This window comes from Pseudoalteromonas sp. APC 3355, from assembly GCF_030407615.1.
Classification (GTDB): domain Bacteria; phylum Pseudomonadota; class Gammaproteobacteria; order Enterobacterales; family Alteromonadaceae; genus Pseudoalteromonas; species Pseudoalteromonas distincta.
On sequence record NZ_JASDDB010000003.1, the window covers coordinates 333,583 to 357,133 of the forward strand.

24 protein-coding genes are annotated in these 23,551 nt (G+C 39.4%); 15 read left to right on the forward strand and 9 right to left on the reverse strand.

From position 1 onward, the window contains the following. Positions 1-303 precede the first annotated feature (303 nt). Entirely contained in the window at positions 304-1,461 is a 1,158-nt protein-coding gene (locus tag QMA08_RS07885) for a benzoate/H(+) symporter BenE family transporter (RefSeq protein WP_002959155.1), read from the forward strand. Positions 1,462-1,574: 113 nt separating this feature from the next. Here the strand turns inward: QMA08_RS07885 and QMA08_RS07890 are convergent, their stop codons facing one another. The 5 genes from QMA08_RS07890 to QMA08_RS07910 all read right to left on the reverse strand — a co-directional run bounded on the left by QMA08_RS07890 (position 1,575) and on the right by QMA08_RS07910 (position 5,809). Beyond that, a complete protein-coding gene (locus QMA08_RS07890; RefSeq protein WP_138490145.1) occupies positions 1,575-2,624 on the reverse strand; it encodes a DUF2955 domain-containing protein in 1,050 nt (349 codons plus the stop codon). Positions 2,625-2,634: 10 nt separating this feature from the next. Next, entirely contained in the window at positions 2,635-3,699 is a 1,065-nt protein-coding gene (locus QMA08_RS07895) for an HlyD family secretion protein (protein WP_002959152.1), read from the reverse strand. A gap of 8 nt (positions 3,700-3,707) precedes the next feature. After that, the gene (locus QMA08_RS07900) at positions 3,708-4,175 is read right to left on the reverse strand and encodes a MarR family transcriptional regulator (protein ID WP_002959150.1); all 468 of its coding nucleotides are present in this window, start codon (positions 4,173-4,175) and stop codon (positions 3,708-3,710) included. 133 nt (positions 4,176-4,308) lie between these two features. Continuing rightward, the gene (locus tag QMA08_RS07905) at positions 4,309-5,193 is read right to left on the reverse strand and encodes a fused MFS/spermidine synthase (protein WP_002959148.1); all 885 of its coding nucleotides are present in this window, start codon (positions 5,191-5,193) and stop codon (positions 4,309-4,311) included. After that, complete coding sequence (locus tag QMA08_RS07910; protein ID WP_290174125.1) at positions 5,186-5,809, reverse strand: fused MFS/spermidine synthase; 624 nt, start codon at positions 5,807-5,809, stop codon at positions 5,186-5,188. The genes QMA08_RS07905 and QMA08_RS07910 overlap by 8 nt, the downstream gene beginning before the upstream one ends. A 168-nt stretch (positions 5,810-5,977) precedes the next feature. Here QMA08_RS07910 and QMA08_RS07915 point away from each other — a divergent pair, with 168 nt between their 5' ends. From QMA08_RS07915 to QMA08_RS07970, 12 genes are all read left to right on the forward strand, one after another. Continuing rightward, positions 5,978-8,059: a TonB-dependent siderophore receptor gene (locus tag QMA08_RS07915; protein WP_290174126.1), complete on the forward strand. Its 2,082-nt coding sequence runs from the start codon at positions 5,978-5,980 to the stop codon at positions 8,057-8,059. A 152-nt stretch (positions 8,060-8,211) separates the two neighbouring features. Then, positions 8,212-8,865 carry a thermostable hemolysin gene (locus QMA08_RS07920; protein WP_002959142.1) on the forward strand — a complete coding sequence of 218 codons (654 nt, stop codon included), beginning with the start codon at positions 8,212-8,214 and terminating at the stop codon, positions 8,863-8,865. Beyond that, positions 8,862-10,331 carry an AMP-binding protein gene (locus tag QMA08_RS07925; protein WP_290174127.1) on the forward strand — a complete coding sequence of 490 codons (1,470 nt, stop codon included), beginning with the start codon at positions 8,862-8,864 and terminating at the stop codon, positions 10,329-10,331. Before QMA08_RS07920 ends, QMA08_RS07925 begins: the two co-directional genes overlap by 4 nt. Then, positions 10,324-11,013: an iron-containing redox enzyme family protein gene (locus QMA08_RS07930; RefSeq protein WP_290174128.1), complete on the forward strand. Its 690-nt coding sequence runs from the start codon at positions 10,324-10,326 to the stop codon at positions 11,011-11,013. Before QMA08_RS07925 ends, QMA08_RS07930 begins: the two co-directional genes overlap by 8 nt. After that, on the forward strand, positions 11,010-11,780 hold the full coding sequence (locus tag QMA08_RS07935; protein ID WP_290174129.1) for an SDR family oxidoreductase: 771 nt from the start codon (positions 11,010-11,012) through the stop codon (positions 11,778-11,780). Before QMA08_RS07930 ends, QMA08_RS07935 begins: the two co-directional genes overlap by 4 nt. 21 nt (positions 11,781-11,801) lie before the next feature. Then, complete coding sequence (locus QMA08_RS07940; RefSeq protein ID WP_290174130.1) at positions 11,802-12,449, forward strand: hypothetical protein; 648 nt, start codon at positions 11,802-11,804, stop codon at positions 12,447-12,449. Between the two features lie 7 nt (positions 12,450-12,456). Next, positions 12,457-13,116, forward strand: a complete 660-nt coding sequence (locus tag QMA08_RS07945; protein WP_024605199.1) for a response regulator transcription factor — start codon at positions 12,457-12,459, stop codon at positions 13,114-13,116. 26 nt (positions 13,117-13,142) lie between these two features. Continuing rightward, a complete protein-coding gene (locus QMA08_RS07950) occupies positions 13,143-14,456 on the forward strand; it encodes an ATP-binding protein (RefSeq protein WP_290174131.1) in 1,314 nt (437 codons plus the stop codon). Continuing rightward, positions 14,449-14,802 carry a cupredoxin domain-containing protein gene (locus QMA08_RS07955; RefSeq protein WP_290174132.1) on the forward strand — a complete coding sequence of 118 codons (354 nt, stop codon included), beginning with the start codon at positions 14,449-14,451 and terminating at the stop codon, positions 14,800-14,802. The genes QMA08_RS07950 and QMA08_RS07955 overlap by 8 nt, the downstream gene beginning before the upstream one ends. Then, positions 14,789-15,529, forward strand: a complete 741-nt coding sequence (locus QMA08_RS07960; RefSeq protein WP_290174133.1) for an iron transporter — start codon at positions 14,789-14,791, stop codon at positions 15,527-15,529. Before QMA08_RS07955 ends, QMA08_RS07960 begins: the two co-directional genes overlap by 14 nt. Then, a complete protein-coding gene (locus QMA08_RS07965; RefSeq protein ID WP_149603416.1) occupies positions 15,526-16,242 on the forward strand; it encodes a hypothetical protein in 717 nt (238 codons plus the stop codon). Before QMA08_RS07960 ends, QMA08_RS07965 begins: the two co-directional genes overlap by 4 nt. Before the next feature lie 240 nt (positions 16,243-16,482). Then, positions 16,483-16,692, forward strand: a complete 210-nt coding sequence (locus QMA08_RS07970) for a cold-shock protein (protein ID WP_002959120.1) — start codon at positions 16,483-16,485, stop codon at positions 16,690-16,692. Between the two features lie 445 nt (positions 16,693-17,137). Here the strand turns inward: QMA08_RS07970 and QMA08_RS07975 are convergent, their stop codons facing one another. The 3 genes from QMA08_RS07975 to udk form a co-directional block, all read right to left on the reverse strand. Next, the gene (locus tag QMA08_RS07975; RefSeq protein ID WP_290174134.1) at positions 17,138-17,848 is read right to left on the reverse strand and encodes a transporter substrate-binding domain-containing protein; all 711 of its coding nucleotides are present in this window, start codon (positions 17,846-17,848) and stop codon (positions 17,138-17,140) included. 294 nt (positions 17,849-18,142) lie between these two features. Further along, positions 18,143-19,369 carry a NupC/NupG family nucleoside CNT transporter gene (locus tag QMA08_RS07980; RefSeq protein WP_039488805.1) on the reverse strand — a complete coding sequence of 409 codons (1,227 nt, stop codon included), beginning with the start codon at positions 19,367-19,369 and terminating at the stop codon, positions 18,143-18,145. Positions 19,370-19,386: 17 nt separating this feature from the next. After that, entirely contained in the window at positions 19,387-20,019 is a 633-nt protein-coding gene (udk, locus tag QMA08_RS07985; RefSeq protein ID WP_024596281.1) for a uridine kinase, read from the reverse strand. Between the two features lie 192 nt (positions 20,020-20,211). Between udk and QMA08_RS07990 the strand changes: the two genes are divergently transcribed. After that, positions 20,212-21,444 carry a phosphopentomutase gene (locus tag QMA08_RS07990; protein WP_193227021.1) on the forward strand — a complete coding sequence of 411 codons (1,233 nt, stop codon included), beginning with the start codon at positions 20,212-20,214 and terminating at the stop codon, positions 21,442-21,444. Then, positions 21,444-22,148, forward strand: coding sequence for a purine-nucleoside phosphorylase (gene deoD / locus QMA08_RS07995; RefSeq protein ID WP_024596283.1), 705 nt, complete (start codon positions 21,444-21,446; stop codon positions 22,146-22,148). The genes QMA08_RS07990 and deoD overlap by 1 nt, the downstream gene beginning before the upstream one ends. A 370-nt stretch (positions 22,149-22,518) precedes the next feature. Here deoD and QMA08_RS08000 read toward each other — a convergent pair whose 3' ends face one another. Next, positions 22,519-23,409, reverse strand: a complete 891-nt coding sequence (locus QMA08_RS08000) for a tetratricopeptide repeat protein (RefSeq protein WP_002959108.1) — start codon at positions 23,407-23,409, stop codon at positions 22,519-22,521. Positions 23,410-23,551: the final 142 nt, after the last annotated feature.

A 23,551-nucleotide genomic window follows, 5' to 3' on the forward strand; every position in this document is an offset into this window, starting at 1 on the left:
AATGTAACCGAAAAGAATTATTTCTTAATTTTATAATTCCTTATAAAATATAAGGATATTTATTTTTGGTGTGTTTTTTGCTCTTTTTAGTATTGGTTTTTAGTAGTGTTTACACGGGCTTTGGCGCAGTTACAGGTACTTGTTTGTTTAGTTAAATACAATGGTTAAAAGTGACTTTTTGACGTTAATTACAATGAAAAATAAAAAGTGAATTTATTTCACCTTTTGTAAACCAATCGCTAATTGCAATGTAATTATTGGGCACGTATGTTGTGTGCTGCATAAATGCATTACGAGGAATTTATGAAGGTGTCTGATCAGTTGCTTAACCGAATTACAGCAGGACTTGTGGCTGTAATTATTGGTTTTTCGAGTTCTATTGCATTAATTTATCAGGTAGTGATAACCCTTGGTGGTACGCCCGATTTAGTAGCTAGTTGGATTTTAATGCTCGGTTTAGTGATGGGCACAACGTCAATTGGTTTATCGTACTATTACAAAGTACCTGTTTTAATTGCGTGGTCTACCACGGGAGCTGCATTACTTATTTCAAGTGCCCAAGGGTATAACTTAAACGAGGCTATTGGCGCGTTTATGCTCAGTGCATTGCTCGTGTTTTTGTCGGGGGTTACGGGCTGGTTTGAAAAAATAATGAACCGTATTCCAAGTGAGCTTGCATGCGCCATGTTGGCCGGCGTGCTTGTTACCTTTGGTATCGATGTGTTTAATTTTATGAACGACATGCCTTTAGTAATTGGCTTAATGGTCGTTATGTACTTTATTGGTAAACGCTTTTTTGCCCGCTTTGCTATGTTAAGCGTGCTTATTATAGGTGTATTACTCGCTTGGCAAATGGGCCATATTGATACCAGCGCGCTGCACTGGAAAATGAGCGAATTTGCTTATATTGAACCCGCTTTCCACTTGCAAGCATGTATTAGTATAGGCTTACCACTTTATATAGTTACCATGACTTCGCAAAATTTACCGGGTATTGCGGTTTTAAAAGCACATAAATATAAAGCGCCTATATCTGCATCTCTTAATGTTACTGGCTTTGTAAATATGCTTAGTGCTCCTTTTGGAGCCTACTCTATTAATTTAGCCGCGATTACCGCAGCTATATGTATGAGTGATGAGGCGGATAAAAATCATGATAAACGTTATTGGGCGAGTATAGCGGCTGGCGTATTTTATATTTTAATGGCGTTGTGCGCAGCTACATTAGTTGGCTTGGTAGCAAGTTTACCACAGGCACTTATTTTAGCTTTGGCGGGCATTGCGCTATTTGGCACCATTGCTAATAGTTTGCAGCAAGCCCTTAGTAGTACTGAATATACTGAGGCCGCAATAGTCACTTTTTTAGTAACTGCATCTAACTTAACATTGCTCTCAGTAGGGTCTGCTTTTTGGGGGATTATAGCGGGTGTGCTAACGCTTATTATCACCAGGAAAGACTAAAAACTGTGAATATGTAAAGCGAAATTATTGCTCATATAGATGATTAAAATAGTTTAACCAAGCTTATTAAAAAGGCTGCAATTGCAGCCTTTAGTTTTACAAACAGAGTTTACCTAATCATAAGTATGATGGCGAGTTACGCTAAACCGATTAAGTATATGGTGCATAACATACACAACACATAAGCTTAAGATTATAGCCACAGATACCGAACTAAACCGGTACATTGCACTATAAACAAGATCTTGGCCTGGCCCGAGTGAATTTCCAAACAAAATACCAAATGTAGTCAATACACCAAAACCAATGCCAGGTATGCCTCCGCCTAAAATATGAAAGCGCGCAAAAACAAACGAAAGTATCCATAAAATAGCCATCGGAAAAAGTAAAAAATCAGAGTGACTATACAAAAATAGTTGCGATAGTAACGCTGCATTACAGCCTATAAGCGTTCCAATTGCTCGCTGCCAACCGGCCATACCTGCGGCTTTCCAGCACAACGAAAATAAAATAAGCACAGAAGCTGCCTGCGCAGATATTGAGTCTTGTAAATCAAGAACCTGAAAAACAACAAAAGAGAGCGTAGCCACGGTTGAGCATAACAATACCTCATGGCGAATACTTTCTTTTGCTTTAGCTGGCATTACTCGCCCAGGCCTTGCGGTTACATCAGGAAATAGGCCATGCATTAATGCTCCAATAATAACGGTTAAGAATATAGCCAAACCATTAGTCAAGATTAACGGATAAATACTGCTTCCTTGATCAACATAGCTGGAAAAATGTAGCTGAATAGAAAGACTGATTACGCCTAAAGCGCCAAATAAAAAGGCACTACCGCTACTCATTTTATGAAATAAAAAGCAGAAAACACCAAACACTAACAATGTCATAACGACTGGCAAGTGAGAAAACAATCCCTGCATTATCAGCACTATAAGTGCGCTAAATGCAGCAGATGCTATAAATTGATTTATAAGCCCACGACTTAACGTAGGTACCATGCCCAATATCAACATAGGATAAACGGTAAAAAATATACCATTGGGCCAGTTCATTAATTTACTAATAGTAAAGCCAAGGGTACAGCCACCTGCAATGCGCAGTGCTTGGCGAAGGCCATTGGAGTCTAATTGTGGGCCTTGGCTAACAATTTGAGTCATAAAGCCTCCATTAATAAATGTAGTGTAACCAGCTAATAAACCTGATTTGTGCAGAGCCAAACCATTGCCCAATTGTTGATTCTGGTAATAATTGTACTGTTGCACGTGAGCCACTAGGCATGTTTGCTATTAAGTCTTGATGATTTATGAGCTTTAAGTGAATGCGTTGACGCTGTGCATCACGCACCCAGCGATTACTGGTTTCTGTTGTACTTAGTAAACCATTAGCACTAAGTTGACCACTGCTAACGCCTGCTTCAAATGTTTCAAGTATTGCGTCGTAAACTTCACCTGGACGGCTATCAAATACTACACGCGCTTGGGTGCCTTGCTTCATATTTGAGAGTGACTTTTCTCTAAAGTCGGCAACTAAGTCGGCTTTTTTAGCAACAATAGCTAATAATGGGCTGCCTGCAACTGCGTATGCGCCGTTTAATAATTGTAAGTTAGCAACTACACCGTCACTTAATGCGCGCACTTTTGTGTAGGATAAATTTAACTCAGCCTGTGCTAACTGGTTAGCAGCGTGGCGCATGGCTAAGTTTTTGTTACCTGAGTCACCTCTAGCTAAAACCGCTTCAGCTAACTGCGCTTCAAGGGCTGCAACATTTGCTTTACTCGCTTCAAAATTAGCACGAATGCTTTCAAGTTCTTGCTCCGATATAGACTTTTGCTTATAGAGCTTTTCGCCTCTGCTTTTTAATAGTTTTTGCTCATGCTGTTTAGCGTTTGCTGCACTTATTTGTGCCTCAAGCGCTTTAACATTGGTATCAAGGCGTTTATTTTGTAATTTGGCATCATCAAGGGCGAGTTGAGCTTGTTCTTTAGCTAAATTATATGGGCCTTCATCGATACTAAATAATATATCGCCTGCTTTAACTGATTGGTTATTACTAACTTGCACACTAGTGACTCGGCCACTAATTTGCGGTGATATTTGCACAACAGGGTGATAAACACGTGCTTGTGGTGTCACAGGCAAAACCATATCGGCCACTAAATAGTAAATAAATACTAAGATAAACCCTATGAGAGAAAACCTTACATAGCGTGCAAACTTTTGATCCGGTGTCATTTTTAGCCTTACTTATTAACTTGAATACATTTAAGGGCGTTTTGCTCCATTTTGATCAAACCAAATGCAATCGCATCTAGTTGCTCAACAGATAAACCGCTGTATAACTGATTTTTTATATCGGAAATAGTCTCTTGCAATGAATGTAAAATGGCATCACTTTGCTCAGTAAAATAGAGTCTTTTACTGCGTTTATCATGTTTGTCTACACGGCGAACAATTAACGATTGCTCCTCTAATTGCTTAAGCGTACGAGTCAATGAAGGCATTTCTATCCCTAAGCTATTAGCAAGTTCAAGTTGTGTTAGTCCCTCACCACGCATACTAATATGCATTAGTGCAGTCCAGCGCGATTGAGTAAGCCCTAAAGGCTCAACAGCAATAGTTACCGCTTCGCGGCATAAGCGATGAACTCGGCCCATATTACCGATAACAGTTAAATCGAGCGTTTCGTGAAAAGGTTTGTGTGTAGGCATAGCCATCCCAACATAGTTAGCAAGCTAACTATTTTATCATTACTTAGCTTGCTAAGTAAATATATGAAAGAGAGGGAAATGGTAAAATATTTGCTAAACCTCACTTGTAAAAATGGTGAGGTTTAGCAGGAGTTTAAAAGTTAAGTAAATTAGCAGGGGAGTATTGATCGGTAAGTACTTTTGTATCTGCAGGCCAATCTTGATCGTTTTTAGTAAATTGCATAAATTGGCTAATCGCTTTTATGTCTATACCGTATTTTACTAATTTAGGGGCCAGAGCATTTACACGCGTGTTAATTTGCGCTTCGCTCGGCATTGATTTAAGTCCCGCTAAAATAATACGATTACTACGATTTTCGCGACTTACATTTATAAAGTCGCCAAATACAGCGTGGTAAGTTGCCGACTCATGTTCATAAAGTTTACTACTTGAAAACGTATTTGCAGCTATAACGCCGCCTTCGGCTAATACGCTTTGTACTTCTTCAAAAAACTCTTTAGTAAGCAAATGCTCCGGAATATAGTCGCCGTTAAATGCATCCAAAATAATCCAATCGTACTTTTGTTTTTTAATTGCGGCACGTTTTATAAAAATACGGCCATCTTGCACGCTTGATGTCACTAAATCGTTTTCTATAAAGTTAAAGTAATCGCGTGCAACTTTAGTTACTGCAGGATCTATTTCAACATTATGAATTTTTGCAGTGGGGTATAGCTCATGAATAACGTTAGAAAGCGTACCGCCACCTAGCCCTATAATAAGTACATTTTTAGGGTTATCGGCTACTAAAAGGCTCGCAAAAGTCAATTTTGTGTAATTAAAAACAAGTTTGTCGGGATTGTTCTTATACATACAGCTTTGGCTTGTTTGGCTACTTTTAGTATTAAATTTAAGGCAACGTAAGTCGCTCGTTTCTTCAACAATAATATTGCGATAAAGCGAGCGCTCTTCGTGGATAACTTTACTACACGCAAAACCCGAAAATGCAATTAACGGCAGTAGTAAATATTTAAGCATGAGCAAGCTCCTTATTACTAGCCAAGGTATTAATTACAATCGCGACTAAACCCAGTGACCCAAGCGTTAGAGCAAAGGCGCTAATAATAGTATTTACGTCAAACGCGAGTACAAAGTAAAATGAGGTAATTATAGTACCCAGTGCACTGCCAAGCGTACTTACAAAGTATAAACGCCCAGCGACTTGGCCGCTTTTATCTCTATCGGTTACTAGTAAGCGCACAGAGTAGGGCGAGATCATGCCTAAAATAACGGTAGGTATAAAAAATAAAGCAGTTGACGTTAAGAGTGAGCCGTAGCGGCTATCTTCAATATGGGTAAATATAAATTCCATTATTGGCTGCGAAAATAATGTAATAGGCACCACCATAATGCTGGCTATTAAAAATATTAAACCATATTTGGTAAGTGATGCATTTTTAGTGCTGAGTTTACCGCCAAGTAAATACCCAAAAGATAAACTAAGCATAAATACTGTAATTATACTGCCCCAAATATGTACGCTACTACCAAAAAAAGGGGCGAGAATTCTCCCTCCTAAAAGTTCAATCCCCATAATGCAAAAACCGCTGCAAAAAGCTAAAAAGTAAATTAACGCGTTTGTTTTTATGCTCATGTAATTATCGTTATGTAACTTAAGTAGAACACTATACTAACGTGATGACACGGCAGTCGCTAGTGCATTAATTAATCGCTCAGTGATTTTTTAAAAAGAAGTTTTGTTATAAAGTAACACATGCTACAATTTTGTTATAATATAACACTTGCTTAGTTAATCAATCACATGAAGTACTCTTTAATTTATTTAGCCTGCCTAGGAATTAGTGCGCCCAGTATTGCGCAAGATCAAAAAGAAGAAATCGAAAAAATATCTGTCACTTATAAACAAGCTTATCGCGGTGATATTCCTCAAAAGCAAATGCCACAATCTATAGTTAGTATTAATAGTGCTGAGCTTACTAAAAAAGGAATTACTCAACTACAAGATGCGCTTGATTTTTCAGCTAGTATTTCACGTAAAAACAATAGCGGTGCATTGTGGGATAGCTTTTCTATTCGTGGCCTTTCGGGTAACGAAAACATGCCATCGGGCTATTTAGTTAATGGCTTTAGCGGTGGGCGTGGTTTTAGCGGCCCGCGTGATATATCTAACATTGATTACATTGAAGTACTAAAGGGCCCAGGTTCAGCACTTTATGGGCGATCAGAGCCAGGCGGGACTGTAAATATTGTAACTAAAAAGCCACAGTTTGACTCACAAGGCGAGCTAAAACTAAGCTTAGGCAGCGACAGTTTTAATCGCGTTGAAGGCGATTACACCAGCGGCATTAACGATACCACCGCGTTTAGAATAAATGGCGCATGGCAAGATAGTGACAGCTACCGCGATGAGGTATACACCAATAAAAAGGTGATTACGCCGTCTATATATCATCAAATAAACGCATCGACCAGTGTAACTTATGAGTTTGAATACGTAGATTTAGCTCAGCTATTCGACCGTGGTGTTGTCGTACTCGATAACGATTTTGACACCCTACCAAGCTCGCGCTATTTAGGTAACCCAAACGATGGAGACACGCAGGTTTACTCTCGAGGCCACCAAATTACGCTTAACCACGATATTAACGAGGAATGGTCACTTGTTGTAGGTGCAAATTATCGAGACTCTAGCTTAACGGGTTTTTCGTCAGATGCAGAACTTGCACCGTCACGCCAATCGTTATTTGAAGATGGCCGCACACTTACCCGCCAGCAGCGCTATCGCGACTACGAAGTAGAAGATTTAAGTGTAAAGTTTGAAGTTAGTGGAAGTTTAGATACAGCCGGCATTTCGCATCATTTATTAATAGGTATTGATGCATATAAATACGATTTGCGCACGGCGCTTTCTCGTTATCGTGGCGGTAATGGCACTTATACTATTGATATTTTTGAGCCTGATTATTCTGGTGAACGTCCTGCTGTTTCGCTACTTTATGAAAATGATGAAGAGCAAAACGCTTACGGTATTTACATTCAAGATCAAATGGATATCACTGATAAGTTTAAACTTTTACTTGGTCTTAGATTTGATAGCGTAGACCAAGATATTTTAGAAACCAACAGCGGTGTGTTTTCAACCAGTTCTGAGAGCCAAATAAGCCCACGCGTTGGCGTAGTGTACGAACTAAATAATACAATAACCTTTTACAGCAGTTACTCTGAAGGCTTTCTACCACTGAGCGGTACTGATGCAAACGGCGACCCGTTTGGCTTTGAGTACAGCGACTCGTTTGAAGTTGGTGCTAAGTTTGAATACTTAGGTGTAAACGGTACTGTGGCACTTTTTGATGCTTCTAAAAGTAATATGTTAGTGGCAGATCCTGTAAACGTTGGTTTTTCGGCTCCCATTGGTAAAGCTGATAGCAAAGGGTTTGAGCTTGATTTAAATACCTATATTACCGATGCAACAGCATTTAACTTATCGTACGCCTATATAGATGCCACCACAGCAAACGACATTATTAATGCCGATTGGGGCGTGCCAATAGAAAAAGGCAGCCCACTGGTCAATGTACCAAAAAACAATCTAAACCTTACACTTAGCCATCAAACAGCATTAATGGGTAAAGAGCTTGAATTTGGTGCAAGTTACCAATATACCAGCAGCCGCCTAGGTGATGCCGCAGATTTGAGCTTTAGACTACCAAGTTACCAATTGGTCGGCGTGTTTGGTCAATTAAATTTAACAGATAAAACAGAGCTAAATGTGAGTATTCATAACATTTTTAATGAAGCCTACGCTCAAAGTAGTTATAACGCTTTGTGGGTTTATCCGGGGGCGCCTACGCAATTTAAAATGTCGATAGCTTATAATTTTTAATAGCTTAGCTTATTAAGCTTTTAAACAGTTTTCATCCTGAAGCGTCTTAATTTAATAATTAAGGCGCTTTTTTATTTAAATTAAGGTTTCTTAAGTTTTCTTTAAGTTTCGCTCGCTAAGTTACAAACATACACTTTATATGAGCGATGTTTATGCAATTAGCACACCTACCTTCATCACCCGTTTATATTCAAAATAACTCACGCTTTGTGAGTGCTCGCGTTAATGATGAGCATAGAAGTGCGTTAGAAAACACAGTTAAAGAAGGTTTTTTAGTCGCTTATAACGCCACGCTTACCTCTTTTATGCCATTACTTTGCCAATACACGACAAACGAAGGGCAATGCACTTTGGGTTTAAGGCAAGCAACAGCTCCTCTATTTATAGAGCAATACTTAGCACAGCCCATTGAGCATTTTTTACCTGAGAACACACAGCGTAATAAAGTATTTGAGCTTGGCAACCTATGCTCTACACATCGCAAAGCAACGCTTGGGCATTTTATTGTTGTTAATGAAGCCCTGCAAAGTGTAGGAGCAAAACATTTAGTATTTTGCGCCACTAAAAAAGTACGTGCACTGCTGCGCTTATTAGGCGTTAACTGCACTGAAATTGCTGTGGCAAACAGTTTTGTTGTGGAGCATCCGCTAAGTTGGGGAAGTTACTACGCTAATCAGCCTACCGTATGCGTTGTGAGTTTAGAGCAAGCTCACCAACAGGTATTAAATACCCCAATGCTTTATAGTTTGATGCAGCAAAATCACTCAAATATCAATTCTTTGGTAAATGCGTTGGTGAATGTATGAATTACTATAATACCCATGCAATATCGCCATTAATTATTGCCCACAATAAAGAGCAAACACTTGAAATTAACGTGGATGAGTTTAACCAGCAAATACAAAAAATAGTAAAAATACTACATAGCTTTAACGGCAAATGTATCGCTTATAAGCTCGATAATACGCCAGCTTGGCTTGTTATTGATGCCGCTACTGCGGTTTCGAATAAAGTGGCTGTGCCAATTGCTCACTTTTTTAGTGAACAACAAACTCAATATGTACTAGCGCAATGCGGCGCTAATATATTTATGAGCGACATACCAAACCCTTTATTTGGGGAGCCGACCGCATCAATTACTTTATTTGAGTGTTACACATTATATATTTACGAAATTGTTGTAGCTAAACCCGTCAGTTATTTTCCAGATACTCAAAAAGTAACATTTACGTCAGGATCGACTGGGCAACCAAAGGGCGTGTGTTTATCTGCAAATAGCCAAATGCAGGTAGCTCAATCTCTGTGCGATAAAATTAATATTAAAAAGCCTGTGCATTTATGTTTATTGCCGCTTGCTGTATTGCTTGAAAATATAGCCGGTGTGTATGCCCCTTTAAAAAGTGGCGGTACAGTGCATTTAATGCCGTTAAATGAATTAGGCTTTGTTGGTACTGCATTAAAACAGCCCGCACAGCTTATTGCTGCGATTGATAAAGTTAAGCCAAATACGCTTATTTTAGTGCCTGAACTATTAGCATGCTTAGTTACTTTTGCAGAAGATGGATGGCAACCGCCTAGTTCGTTACAGTTTATTGCCGTAGGTGGTGCGCTTGTCAGCGAAATGCTAATAGTAAAAGCACGTAGCTTAAACTTACCGGTGTACCAAGGTTATGGACTTTCTGAGGCGGCATCTGTCGTTAGTTTAAATACACCCACAAACGATAACATCCATAGTGCCGGCTCTGTGTTACCTCATATTCAAACCAAAATTGAAAATGGCCAGCTTTTTATAAAAGGCGATTTGTTTTTAGGTTACTTAAACCATCAACCTCACAACAAAGACCAGTGGTATGCAACCGGTGATCTAGTCGAGCAGCGTCAAAATACTTTATTTATTAAAGGCCGATTAAAAAACCTAATTATTACCAGCATGGGTCGTAACATCAGTGCCGAGTGGCCTGAATCACTATTACTCAGTCAAAGCGGTATTTTACAAGCCGTTGTGTTTGGTGAGGGGCGACCTTTTCTCAGTGCCATTATTTACGCCGATACAAAGCTAAGTAACCCAGTGTTAGCGCAGTACATTAAGACAATTAATAAACAACTACCCGACTATGCTCGAATTCAAAAGTGGCATCGTTTAGCTGCCCCATTAAGTGTGCAACAAGGATTATTAACAACAAATAATCGCCCAAAACGAGATGCCATAAGTAAGCAATACCATGCTGTGTTTGATCAATTTTACCGACTTGGAGAAGTAATTAATGAGTGATTTTTTTAACACCCTTAAAGAGCAAACTAAACAAGAGCAAAACTACCTGCTTGCAGCGCCGATTATTCAGCGTGTTTTTAAAGGCGAAGCATCACTTGAAGAATACGCCTCGTTTTTAGCGCAAGCGTATCATCATGTTAAGCATACTGTGCCATTAATGATGTCGGTTGGTGCACGATTAACCGACGATCAAGAATGGCTGCGCGAAGCCGTCGCAGAATACATTGAAGAAGAGATAGGTCATCAAGAGTGGATACTTAATGACATTGCAGCCTGTGGTTTTGACAAAGAAACAGTACGGTGTAGTCAGCCGCAATTTGCTACCGAAATGATGGTGTCGTATGCGTACGACTCCATTGCACGTAAAAATCCGTTGAGCTTTTTTGGCATGGTGCATGTGCTTGAAGGCACTTCTATAGCGCTTGCGGATAGCGCCGCTTCAAACATTGCAAATGCTGTGGGTTTACCTAAAAAAGCATTTAGTTATTTAACCTCTCACGGCGCGCTTGATATAGAGCATGTAAAGTTTTTTGAAAACCTAATGAACCAAATAACAGACGAGGCGGATCAACAAGCCATAATTCATGGTGCAAAGCGCTTTTATCGTTTATACGGCGATATATTTCGTGGACTCGATGACGAACCATTTTTTAAAGCACGTGCACAAGGCAAATTGGCATGAGTAGTTCTTTATGTGTGCTCACTGGTGCAACAGGCGGAATAGGGCAAGCGATTGCTAAAGCCCTATATGCAAAAGGGTGGAAGTTACTACTTGTAGGGCGAAATACCCAAGCCCTTGAAAAACTGAGCCGTGCATGCCCAGACAGTGAAATATTTACGGGCGATTTAACCGACGATACAACACGTATTAACCTAGCAATAAAAGCCAAGCAACTCGGCGGCGTTAAATTACTTATTAATAACGCAGGTATAAATACAATGCAAAGCCTTGAGCACACAAGTAATGAGCAAATAGATAATACGCTCATTACTAATTTGTCGGTGCCTATTAAATTATGCCAGTTATTTTTAGGGCAGTTAGCGTATACCAAAGGCACTATTGTTAACGTGGGATCATCGTTTGGCAGTATTGGCTACCCGTTTCAAACGCTTTATTGCGCCAGTAAATTCGGTTTACGTGGCTTTACAGAAGCGTTATCACGTGAGTTGAATGGTTCAGGCGTTAAAGTGACCTATTTAGCACCAAGAGCAACAGATACATCCATTAATAGCAGTAAAGCGCGGGCAATGAATAAAGAGCTCGGCAATAAAATGGACTCGCCAGAATTAGTTGCTCAAGAGTTATTAGCTCTTATAAGTTCAAACCAAACAAGGCGCTTTATTGGTTTTCCTGAAAAATTATTTGCACGCATAAATGGCGTATTCCCAAACGTTGTTGATAACGCTATTGCAAAGCAACTACCTAAAATTAAACGTTTTTTAAGTTAACAAACACACAAGGGAAAAATTATGTATAAATTTACACTCGCATTTTATTTAATACTAACCTCTGTATTTGCAACTACAGTACACGCAGATGAAGCGCAAGACTTAATCGATATTCAACAAAAGTGGGCAATTGCTAATTACGAACTTGAAGACGATGCGCAAATAGACGCGTTTACGAAACTAAGTGAGCAAAGCGCATTATTTGTTAAAGACTATCCAAGCTCGGCGCAAACACATATTTGGAATGGCATTGTGTTAGCCAGCTTTGCTGGCGCAAAAGGGGGCTTGGGCGCACTTGGTTTAGCAAAAGAAGCAAAAGCGTCACTCGAAAATGCACTCTCGATTGATGGCACTGCATTAAATGGCTCAGCTTACGCAAGCCTTGCAACGCTTTATAGCAAAGTACCTGGCTGGCCAATTGGTTTTGGTGATGACGACAAAGCTGAAAAATTATTTAAACAAGCGCTCGCTTTTAATCTCGAAGGCATTGATACTAATTACTTATACGGTGAATACTTGTATGACGAAGGCGATTATAAACAAGCTAAAGCGCGACTACTTGTAGCACAAGCTGCTGGGATTCGTGATACTCGGGCAAAAGCAGATAAATATCGTCAACAAGCAATAAGTCAGTTATTGGCAAAAGTAGATAAAAAATTAAAAAGATAAACACATAATGCATTTATTACTCGTTGAGGACGATCATTTAGTGGCGCAAGGGCTTATTCGCTCTTTGCGCCAAGAGGGCTACAGCGTAGAGCACAGTGGCACAGTAAAGCACGCCTTAGAGTGCCTTTCTAGTGGTGAGATTGAGCTTGTTATTCTCGATTTAGGATTGCCTGACGGCGACGGCTCGCAAGTTTTAAAGCATATTAAAGCGCAAAAAAAAGTAATACCAGTGGTTATTTTAACTGCACGCGGCAGTATTGACGACAAAGTCCAAGGGCTCGATATGGGGGCAGATGATTACCTTGCAAAGCCGTTTGACCCCGCTGAGCTATTTGCCCGTTTACGTGTAGCAAGCCGGCGCATTAATCAAACACAATCAAGCTTATTACGCTGTGGTGATGTAGTAATGGATACTTCTGCTCATACAGTTAAACTAAGTGGGCAGTCACTTACACTACCTCGAAAAGAATACATGCTTTTAAAAGCGCTGATGGAAAATCAGGGAAGGGTACAGTCAAAACAACAACTCGAAAACAAACTTTACCAATGGGGTGAAGAAGTCGGCTCTAATGCCATAGAGGTGCATATTCATCATCTTCGTAAAAAATTCCCTAGTGATTTTATTAAAACCTTACGTGGCATTGGCTACGTGGTTGGTAAGCGTTAGAGTGTATTTGTTTTTCGAGGTTGAAAATGTCAATTCGTAAACGTCTGACCTTAATTTTACTTTCAATGATGGTGCTAACTTGCTTTTTAGCATTAGTAAAAGGCTATCAAAAAAGTATGCACCACGGTGAAAGTTTGCTTGATGATGAACTTAAAATAGTGGCTGGCGTTTTAATTGAGCAACCATTGGCACTAAGCACAGATGCAGTACAAGTCAGTAATAATAGCGCTCAGTTGTTGTATCAAATTTGGCAAAATAATAATTTACTTAGTGGCTCATCGAGTTTAACGAATAACCAAATTAGTTTTAGCGAGGGCTTTCAAACAGCCAATGTAGCAGGACAGCGTATGCGGGTATTTGTGATGAGTAAAAACACCCGTAAAGTCATCGTTGCTGAACCTATGGCAAAGCGGTTTGAATTAGCTGAAGCCGTTATTTTATCTGCAATGTTACCTATGCTATGGGCAGTCCCTCTGCTTGCTATTTTTATTAGCTTTTTCGTTAAATACGCATTAGCCCCTCTTACTCGATTATCTAAGCAGTTGGCGTCTCGCCAAGCGAACGACTTTACGCCAATTAACTGGCAAGTAACCGACGAGGAAATTAAACCGGTTATTAATCGTTTAAACGACTTATTTAAACGCGTAGAAACGGCCTACTTACGGGAGCGCTTTTTTGCCTCAGATGCAGCTCACGAATTACGTACCCCGCTTAGTAGTTTAAAAATTAATGTACATAATTTGGCTAATAAACAGAGTAATCTGCAAGACCATCAAGAACTCCAAGCAATGTCACAAGGCATTAATCGCTTAAGTAATATTGTTGAGCAAATGCTAATTTTAGGACGCACTCAGCCTGAACAATGGCAGAGGCAATTTAGCGAACAATCATTACTAACGATTACTCAGCAAGTCGTATCGGAGCAATACGACAAAATAGATGAAAAAAACCAAACCATTAGTCTTGAAGGCGATGATTTTGTAATTAATGGTGATGAGTTTACATTAACCACGCTTATCGCTAATTTACTTAGCAATGCCATAAAATACACACCCAATAATGGTCAAATTATAATTAAATTAGTATCAAGTAATAACGGCTTTAGTTGGCAAATTGATGATTCTGGTGCGGGTATGACTGAAGAGCAAAAAGAGCGAATATTCAATCGTTTTTATCGAGTAGGTGGCGATCAGCATCCATCAGGCGAGCAAGGTGCTGGTTTAGGTATGGCGATTGTTCAACATATAATTGCTATTTATGGCGCAAGTATTCATTTAGCGAATAGTCATTTAGGTGGGCTAACCGTTAAGGTTACTTTTACGGGAGTAAAAAGTGACTAAACGTTTATTTAATCGGTGCATTTGTTGTTTGTTATTTTTGTCGTTTAACGCGGCGAGTAAAGAGTACCTTATTGTTTTGAAAGATCATTTGTTTTATCCCTCACAAATTACCATTCCCGCGAATAAAAAAGTAAAACTATTGATAGAAAACCAAGATAGCACACCAGAAGAGTTTGATAGCTTTGATTTAAACAGAGAAAAAGTACTCTACCCAAACCGTAAAAGCATTATTTATATAGGACCGCTTAGTAAAGGGTATTACGAATTTTTTGGTGAGTTTTCGCCCAATACAGCAAGGGGCGTTGTAATAGTTGGTGATGAGGAAGCGCAGCATGCTAATAACTAGTTTAGTCATGAGTCTTAATCAATTACTACCTGTGGCTATTTTATTAGTGCTACTACAAGTAGTTAAAAAACAGAGCTCTTTAAAAATAGGATCTGCTTTACTAATTGGCGCGCTCATGTCGTTTATGTACATGCAAAGTGCATCATGGGTGAGCCAGTGGTTTGAACACCAAGGGCTAGAGTACTCACAAATAGGGCTATGTATTACTATATTTATAGCCGTATTAGTATTTGCAATAAAACAAAAATCAGCGGCTTTTTATATTGCTGTTATAAGCACAATAACATTGTATTTAAGCCACTATATTATTTACCTCACCAGTTTTTGGCAAAGTAATGATGCAGGGCAAAGCTTATTTATTGGCACTTTATTAGGTGTTGGAATTTGTTTAAGTTTTAGCGTATTGCTGTACTTTTTAATGAATGCAATTAAGCACCGCTTTGGTATGTATCCGCTTTTTACTTTGCTTGCTTTTAACAGCGCGGCTAAGTTATTAGTTGCACTGGATTTGGCAAGCCAAATAGACTTAATTACCAACACCGCAACCGTGTGGGATTTACGCGATGTATTAAGCGAAAACTCTGAACTCGGGCGCGTACTGCGCGCCCTGGTTGGTTACGAGGCTACCCCGGATCTAATGAGTGTACTTATATATAGTACAAGTAGCGTGATATTTTTATCACTTTGTTATGTTATTTCGGCTTCAATTTCTAAGGAACGTGTATGAAAGCACTCAACCTATATTTAGCGCTTAGCTTTACCGTTTTTTGTTTGTTGGTACTTTCAACCCCAGCAAAGGCCGATGGAATTGTTGTTGATAAGGTATATCACCCCTATGTTTTACCTTTTGAGCGAGAGTTTGAATGGCGGTTAGTGTCGCACCAAACAGATAGTGGCAACATACTAGCGCAGCGTTTGGGTGGTGGCGGTGCTATTAACGATACAATGGCACTAGAAGGCTATTTAGTTGGTGAGCGAGATGACAACGGCGACTTTGGTTTAGAAGCTTATGAGCTTGAACTACGCTGGCAATTGATTGAGCAAGGTAAATTATGGGCCGATTGGGGGGCATTATTTGAGCTTGAAAAAAAACATAATGAAGATGTGTATGAAGCAACTACGGGTTTTGTGATAGAAAAAGAGTTTGGCAAAACAAGCTTAACTATGAATGCCTTTTTAGTGTACGAGTGGGGGCAGGATATTCAAAATGAATGGGAAAGCGAGTTTAGAGCGCAATATCGCTATCGCTATCGTTCTGCTTTTCAGCCATCTATTGAGGTGTACGTAGGAGAAGACTTTGTTGGCATAGGGCCTGGGTTTATAGGTTTGCAGCGTTTTGATGGACAAAAGCAGTTAAAATGGGAAGCGGGTTTTATCACTGAGATAAGCCAATCAGAAAAAAATCATAGTTTTAGGCTCGCATTAGAATTTGAATTTTAATAACCAAGGAAAGCGGTTTTGGTTGTTTATCACTCTGATTATAGATAGGTACTTGACATATTTTAAAAAATCTATATAGTGGGCTGCAGCTAGAAAGAAAGCATGTAAGCTATAAATCTCCATTTCGATGTTGTATAAGTAATACTTGTAGTACCGTCCTGAAGTTTTTAAAGTACCATCTCATTTTTTGCTACACCCGCTCTTATGAGCATATTTTTTATTTTATATCAGGATATTACAATGTCTAACATCGTATCAGGTACAGTTAAGTGGTTCAACGAGTCTAAAGGTTTTGGTTTCATCGAGCAAGAAAATGGCCCAGACGTTTTCGCACATTTCTCAGCAATCAAAAGCGAAGGTTTCAAAACTTTAGCTGAAGGCCAACGTGTAGAGTTCACTCTTTCACAAGGTCAAAAAGGTCCACAAGCTGATAACATCACAGCTGTATAATTTTACTTTTTAAGTAAAATGAAAAAAAGCGCTTAAGGCGCTTTTTTTGTGTCTGAAATTTGACATAAACCAAGCAACGCCTGTTATTAGCCCCTCCAAATATTTGTTTTTCTATTCTTCTAAGCCATTCTTTTAAGCAATTGTGTTAATGCAAGTGAGTTTAAGCTTGTGATTAATACCGCCCATTTCTCTTCTTATAATTTTTTAAAAAGAAAATAGATCTAATTTTTGGCTCATATTTACAGTAATGCATCAGCTGGAACCTTTGACTATAAAGTGGGAAAGGTGCTGTAAGGCTGCAAAAATTACCGATTTTTGCGCATGCTAAATTGCATCGTATTTAATAAGTAAGTAGTTGTGTGTCATAAGCGATTTAACAAAGAATATAAAAAGTTAAGAATGAAAGATGATTTTGCCGCCTATAAGCGTACTTACCTTCAATGATTTATCTTTCATAAGGTAGCCCTTTCTTTTGCTTTATTTTTAAAAATGCAGCTTGCAGTGCTTCTATTAAATGCATATCTGTTTTTTTATTTGCAGCTAAATAAGCATCAATTGTTAGCTCATCTATTTTATAAATAAACTTTAAGTGCGCTGGTTTGAGCTTTAGATAATCACTCATCTGCTGCATGAACAAAGGATCGTCCACAATTAAATCTACTTTTTTAGCTAGTAGTAAAGAGTATGACTTTTGAATATCAGAGGTTAAAACAACTTCAAACCCCAGTTTAGCGAGGGTTTGTGTTGAAAAGTCATTGCGCTGCATAGCAATTTTGTACACTTTGGCTTGCTCAGTAGTGTTTATAATAAGATCATCTCGCTCTGATAGGCCAATAAAGCCTAGTTCAAAACGTCCGACAGGTCCTATCCAATAAAATTTTTCTTCTCGCTCTACAGTGCGTGCAAGGCTGTATATAAAGGTATTTTTAAGCTCATCTGCAATTTTATAAGCACGTGCCCAAGGGTACATTTGAATGTTAGGTGTTAGATCAGCCTCAGCAAATATATCTCTAATAAATTGAGTACCTTCACCTGCTACCTCACCATCAATCAACACCTGGTTTGGCGGTGCTAACTCTGTAACAACAAGGATGGGTTCCTTTGCTTGAACATACACAGAACAAATTAAAAAAAGAGAATAAAGAATATATTTCACAATAGCGGATCGTTAGTCGGTTAGCTTAAGTAATATAAGTGTGGCTGAAAATACGAAAAACACAAAAAATATTTATGTGACTTTGTTACTAAGATATTGGTTTATTTGAGTTATGTATAACCATAAATAAGGTTAAATAGCTTGAAGGTTGGGGAGTGTATAAATGTGGAAGGCCTAAAACGATAAAAGGGCCTTGCGGCCCTTGGTGAAGTATCGTTCAAGTCAGATAGAGCTTTAACCCCTTAAAGCGCTATCCTCTTGTTTTGCAACACCGGTGTTCATCTCAATAAGTTTCTAAGCTAGCGAGAGGAAAAACCCAGCAATTGCTGCGCTCATAAGGTTAGCCATAGATCCTGCTAACACTGCTCTGAGCCCTAAGCGTGCGATATCCTTCCGCCGACTAGGCGCCATACCGCCTAATCCACCTAGTAAAATGGCTATCGATGATAGGTTAGCAAAGCCACATAGAGCAAAAGTAACAATTGCTTGTGTGTGTGCGCTTAACGTATCGCGATAATTTATAAAGTCTAAGTAAGCAACAAACTCGTTCACTACTATCTTTTGACCAATAAAGCTGCCGGCTATAATTGCTTCATCCCATGGCACACCTAGTAACCATGCAACAGGAGCAAATACATAACCTAATATTTCTTGAAGCGTTAATGTTGGGTAATCAAACCACCCACCAATACCGCCTAATAAACCGTTTAATAGTGCAATTAGCGCTACAAAAGCAAGTAACATTGCACCTACATTAAGTGCTAAATGCATACCGTTTGCTGCACCTGATGCAGCTGCATCAATTACATTTACAGGCTTATCTTCGTCATCTAAATCTAAATCAGCTAAGTTATCTTTAGGCGTTTCAGTTTCTGGCACAATCATCTTGGCCATTAAAAAACCACCTGGAGCAGCCATAAAGCTCGCTGCTATTAAATACTTAAGATCTACGCCAATAATAACGTAACCAGCCATTACAGAGCCTGCCACAGTGGCTAAGCCACCTACCATCACTGCAAACAATTCCGATTTAGTCATTGTTGCTATAAATGGCTTAACTATCAGCGGTGCTTCAGTTTGGCCAACAAAAATATTTGCCGTTGCTGAAAGCGATTCTGTGCGAGAGGTTTTCAATAATTTTTGTAAACCGCCGCCTAAAATCCTAATTATCCAATCCATAATGCCAAGGTGATACAACACAGCAACAAGTGCTGAGAAAAACACGATAACGGGCAAAACTTGGATCGCAAAAATAAAACCTAATGTGTCTTGTGAGGCAAGTGGGCCAAACAAAAACCCAATACCGTCGTTTGCATAACCAATAACCGACGATACGGCTGCTGACATGCTCGTTAACACATTTTTTCCTGCTTCAAAAAACAGGACAAAACCGCCAATAACTACTTGCATCGCAAATGCTATACCAACGGTTCTTAAATTAATTGCCTTGCGATTAGTTGATGCCGCAAAGGCAATGCTTAGTAGCACACACATGCCCACTAAGCTCATAAATGTTGTCATACAAATGTTTCCCGTTGTTATTCTTGTAGTAAATATTTTATCTTACTTTTTATTATATCAATCGCAACGCGGTTCATACCGCCTCGAGTCACAACTAAATCTGCGTTATGCTTAGAAGGCTCAATAAATTGATAAAACATCGGTCTAACAGTTGCTTGATACTGCTCAACAACAGATTGTAATGTTCTGCCTCGTTGCTCCATATCACGTTGCATACGACGCATTAAGCAAATATCTAAAGGCGTATCTATAAACACCTTAATATCAAATTCTTTATTAAGCGCTTTGTCACTCAATAATAAAATACCTTCAACAATGAGTATTTTAGCAGCAGGCACTCGGCGAGTTTTCTCGCTACGTGTATGCTGTGCATAATCATACGTTGGTACTTCAACTGAATTTCCACTACGAAGCTGTGTTAAATGCTCAAGCATTAACGCATGTTCAAATGCATCAGGATGGTCGTAATTCGTTTGCGTACGATGCGCCATCGGTAAATGCGACTGATCCTTGTAGTAAGCATCTTCTTCAATAATGGCGATAGCGCCTGGTTCAAGCTCATTAACCAATTCATTGTATATAGTTTGGCTAAAAAGAGATTTGCCCGACGCAGACGCGCCTGCAATAGCTATAATAGTAGTTCGTGTCACTAAAGTTCTCACCCACACAGAAGGATATATTGTTGGTAGATCACAATAGCAAAAAAGACACGATTAATCTCTTTTGCTTCGCTTAAGAATGCAAATTTATAATGTTTAGGTTTTATGAAACAGGACTTTTGTCCTGTACGGAAAAATCGATCAGCGGATAAAGTAACCACCTAGAATCAAAGTGAGGTCAAAATGGCAAGAGCAATTATCTTAATGGCAGATAGCCTAGGAATCGGTGCAGCACCAGATGCAGATAAATTCGGCGATCTTGGGGCTAATACATTCGCTCACTTACTAAAAGCATATTACGACGAAACAGGCGCTGCATTATCGCTCCCTAACCTATCAAAACTTGGGTTAGTGGATGCATGTGAAGCTGCCGGTGGAGAACCGTGTTTAATTTCAGACCGCCAAGCTTCTCAAGGAGCATGGGGTTACGCTAAGGAATTATCTAGCGGAAAAGACACGCCATCAGGTCATTGGGAAATGGCAGGAGTACCTGTGTTATTTGATTGGGGATATTTCCCAAAAACACAGCCAAGTTTCCCACAAGAATTTATAGACGAGTTTATAGCTCGTACTGGTATTCCTGGCATTTTAGGCAACTGCCATGCGTCGGGAACAACCATTTTAGAACAGCTAGGTGAAGAGCACGTAAAAACAGGTAAACCAATCTGTTACACCTCAGCTGATAGCGTGTTTCAAATAGCCGCGCATGAAGAGTCATTCGGCCTAGAGAAGCTTTATCAAGTTTGCGAAATCGCACGGGCGCTACTTGATGAAATGAATATAGGACGAGTGATTGCGCGGCCATTTTTGGGTTCAAATAGCCAAGACTTTGCTCGAACGGGTAATCGTCGCGACTATTCAGTGCTTCCGCCAGCACCAACATTGCTAGATGTGTTAGCAAAAGACGGCGGCGAAGTAATTAGTATTGGTAAAATTTCAGATATTTACGCGCATCAGGGCATAACCCAAAAGCATAAAGCACCTGGGCTTATGAACTTGCTAGAAAAAACCAGCGAAGTAATGAAAAGCGCACCAGAACACAGCTTAATCTTTACTAACCTAGTTGATTTTGATGAAAAATTTGGTCATCGCCGTAACCCAGTAGGTTATGCAAAAGCATTAAAAGAATTTGATGACTATTTACCAACTATACTAAAACAGTTAAACGCAGATGACATGTTAATGATCACTGCAGATCACGGTTGTGACCCAACCTTTCCAGGTTCTGAGCACACTCGCGAATACGTACCGGTTATTGCATATAAACCAGGTATGAGTAACACACCACTAGGTGAACGCAACAGCTTTGCAGATATCGGTCAAACACTGGCACAGTGGTTTAACTTATCTGCGCTTGATTACGGCGACAGCTTTTTAAATGAGCTAACAACGCCAAATAAAAAGGAAAACAATTAATGAGTACTCCGCATATCAGTGCAAACGTTGGTGATTTCGCCGAAACAGTATTAATGCCAGGCGATCCGCTACGTGCGCAATATATTGCTGAAAACTTTTTAGATGATGCAGTACAAGTTACAGGTGTTCGTAACATGTACGGTTTCACTGGTACTTACAAAGGTAAGCCAGTAAGCATCATGGGTTCAGGCATGGGCATTCCATCAATGTCTATTTATGCACGTGAGCTAATTGTAAGCTTTGGCGTTAAAAATATTATACGTATTGGTACGTGTGGCGGTATTGGCACAGATATCAAAATCCGTGACGTAATTTTTGCACAAGGTGCAAGCACAGATTCAAACGTAAACCGTGCACGTGTTCGTGGCTACGATTTTGCTGCAATTGCTAACTTTGACTTACTTTTAAACGGTGTAAACGCCGCTAAAGAGCTAGGAATAGAAGCAAAAGTAGGTAACGTATTTACAACCGACACTTTCTACCAAGCAGACGACTCGTTCTATAAAGACTTAGACAAGTTAGGCATGCTAGCAGTAGATATGGAAACAGCCGGTTTATATGGCGTTGCAGCTGAATACGGCGCAAACGCAATGGCATTATTTACAGTAAGTGATCACGTAATCACCGGTGAAGCAACACCTGCTGATGAGCGTCAAAGCACGTTTAACGAAATGGTTAAAATTGCATTAGAGTCAATAGCTTAAATAATACATAACAGTTCCTTGGTAACGTATTCACTAAGTTTTGGAGACACGCCCAAAGTGAAGTGAGACTAACCTCCAAAGCCGCATTTTATGCGGCTTTTTTTATGCTTGAAGAAAATGGGTAGCAGCTTCTAATTACTTAATCACCCATCCTAAAAACTACGTTTTTAAACGCCTGCAAGCAGCGCGTCTACAAGTGAATTTTAGCCACCGCGTTAAGTTTTCCACGTAGGCGCTAAGCTTGCTCGCGCGAGAAGCGTAGCTTCTAATTACTTAATTACACAACAAAATTTACATTTAAAAACAAAAAAAGGGCCAAAGCCCTTTTTTATGGTGTTGCGCCTAATCATACAGGCCAAATTTTGAGTGCTTAAACAACTTCACCAGCTACTATCGTATTAAAGCTGTCGTTGTCATGCAGGCTTGCAAATGCGCTCTCGTGTAATAATTCATTACGTAAGTTTGGAGAGTATTCAAGTGCCATTTTAATATCGGCTAATGCATCAGCATGTTTGTGCGTTAGTGCATAAGCACAGGCTCGTTGCCAATAGGCATAACCATAGTCACTATCTATATCAATGGCTTGGTTACACAGCTCAATGGCTTGTGCTGTTTCGTTTATTTCTAGTAATGCATCGGCTTTATAAGCAATGGCTTCAACATCTTCAGGTTTGCGATTGAGTATTTCATCAAAAATTTCAATTTTATTTGCAAAATCACTTTCTAGGTTTGCGCGCATCCACAACGAATGAACTTCGTTAGTCACCGATATGCGCTCTTGGTTGCTGAGTATTTCTTCTGAGCGAACGCGTAGTTTTTCTTCAAGAATTTTTAATCGGTCTTCATACTCGTCTGTAATTACACTCACACGCGTATTTACAATATCTTCTACTTTATTTTTAACATCGCGCAACGAGTTCCAACCCACTAAAACTAAAATCGACGCCGTAGCGGTAATTATAAAAAACACATTATTAATGGTATCTGTAGTGTACGTTAATGCGCGATCGGCAGTATCAAGCTGCGCATGAGTAACCTGCTTAGTTACATCTTCACGAAGCTTTTGCTGATCTTGCCTAACTGCTTTTAGCTCATCTAATATGTAACGCTCCATTAGCGGCTTATACATAGGCTCTTTGAGTTGTTGAAGAGCTTGTTGCTCTTGTTGTGCTGTAGGTGAAGCTGGTTGCTTTTCAGCAGAGTTCACTATGCCTGAAAACAAAGTTAAACAAACAAAAAGTACAGATAGGTAATAACGCATTGGTACGCCTAATTAAATTAATTACTGTAATAACTTTAACATGCAGGGCTTAATGGCACTAGGGCGTGTTGTTCTTTGTGGATTAAAATTGACCTAATTTAGATAGGAGCAATAGTTGTAAAATTTTTTTAGCCTAGTGAGC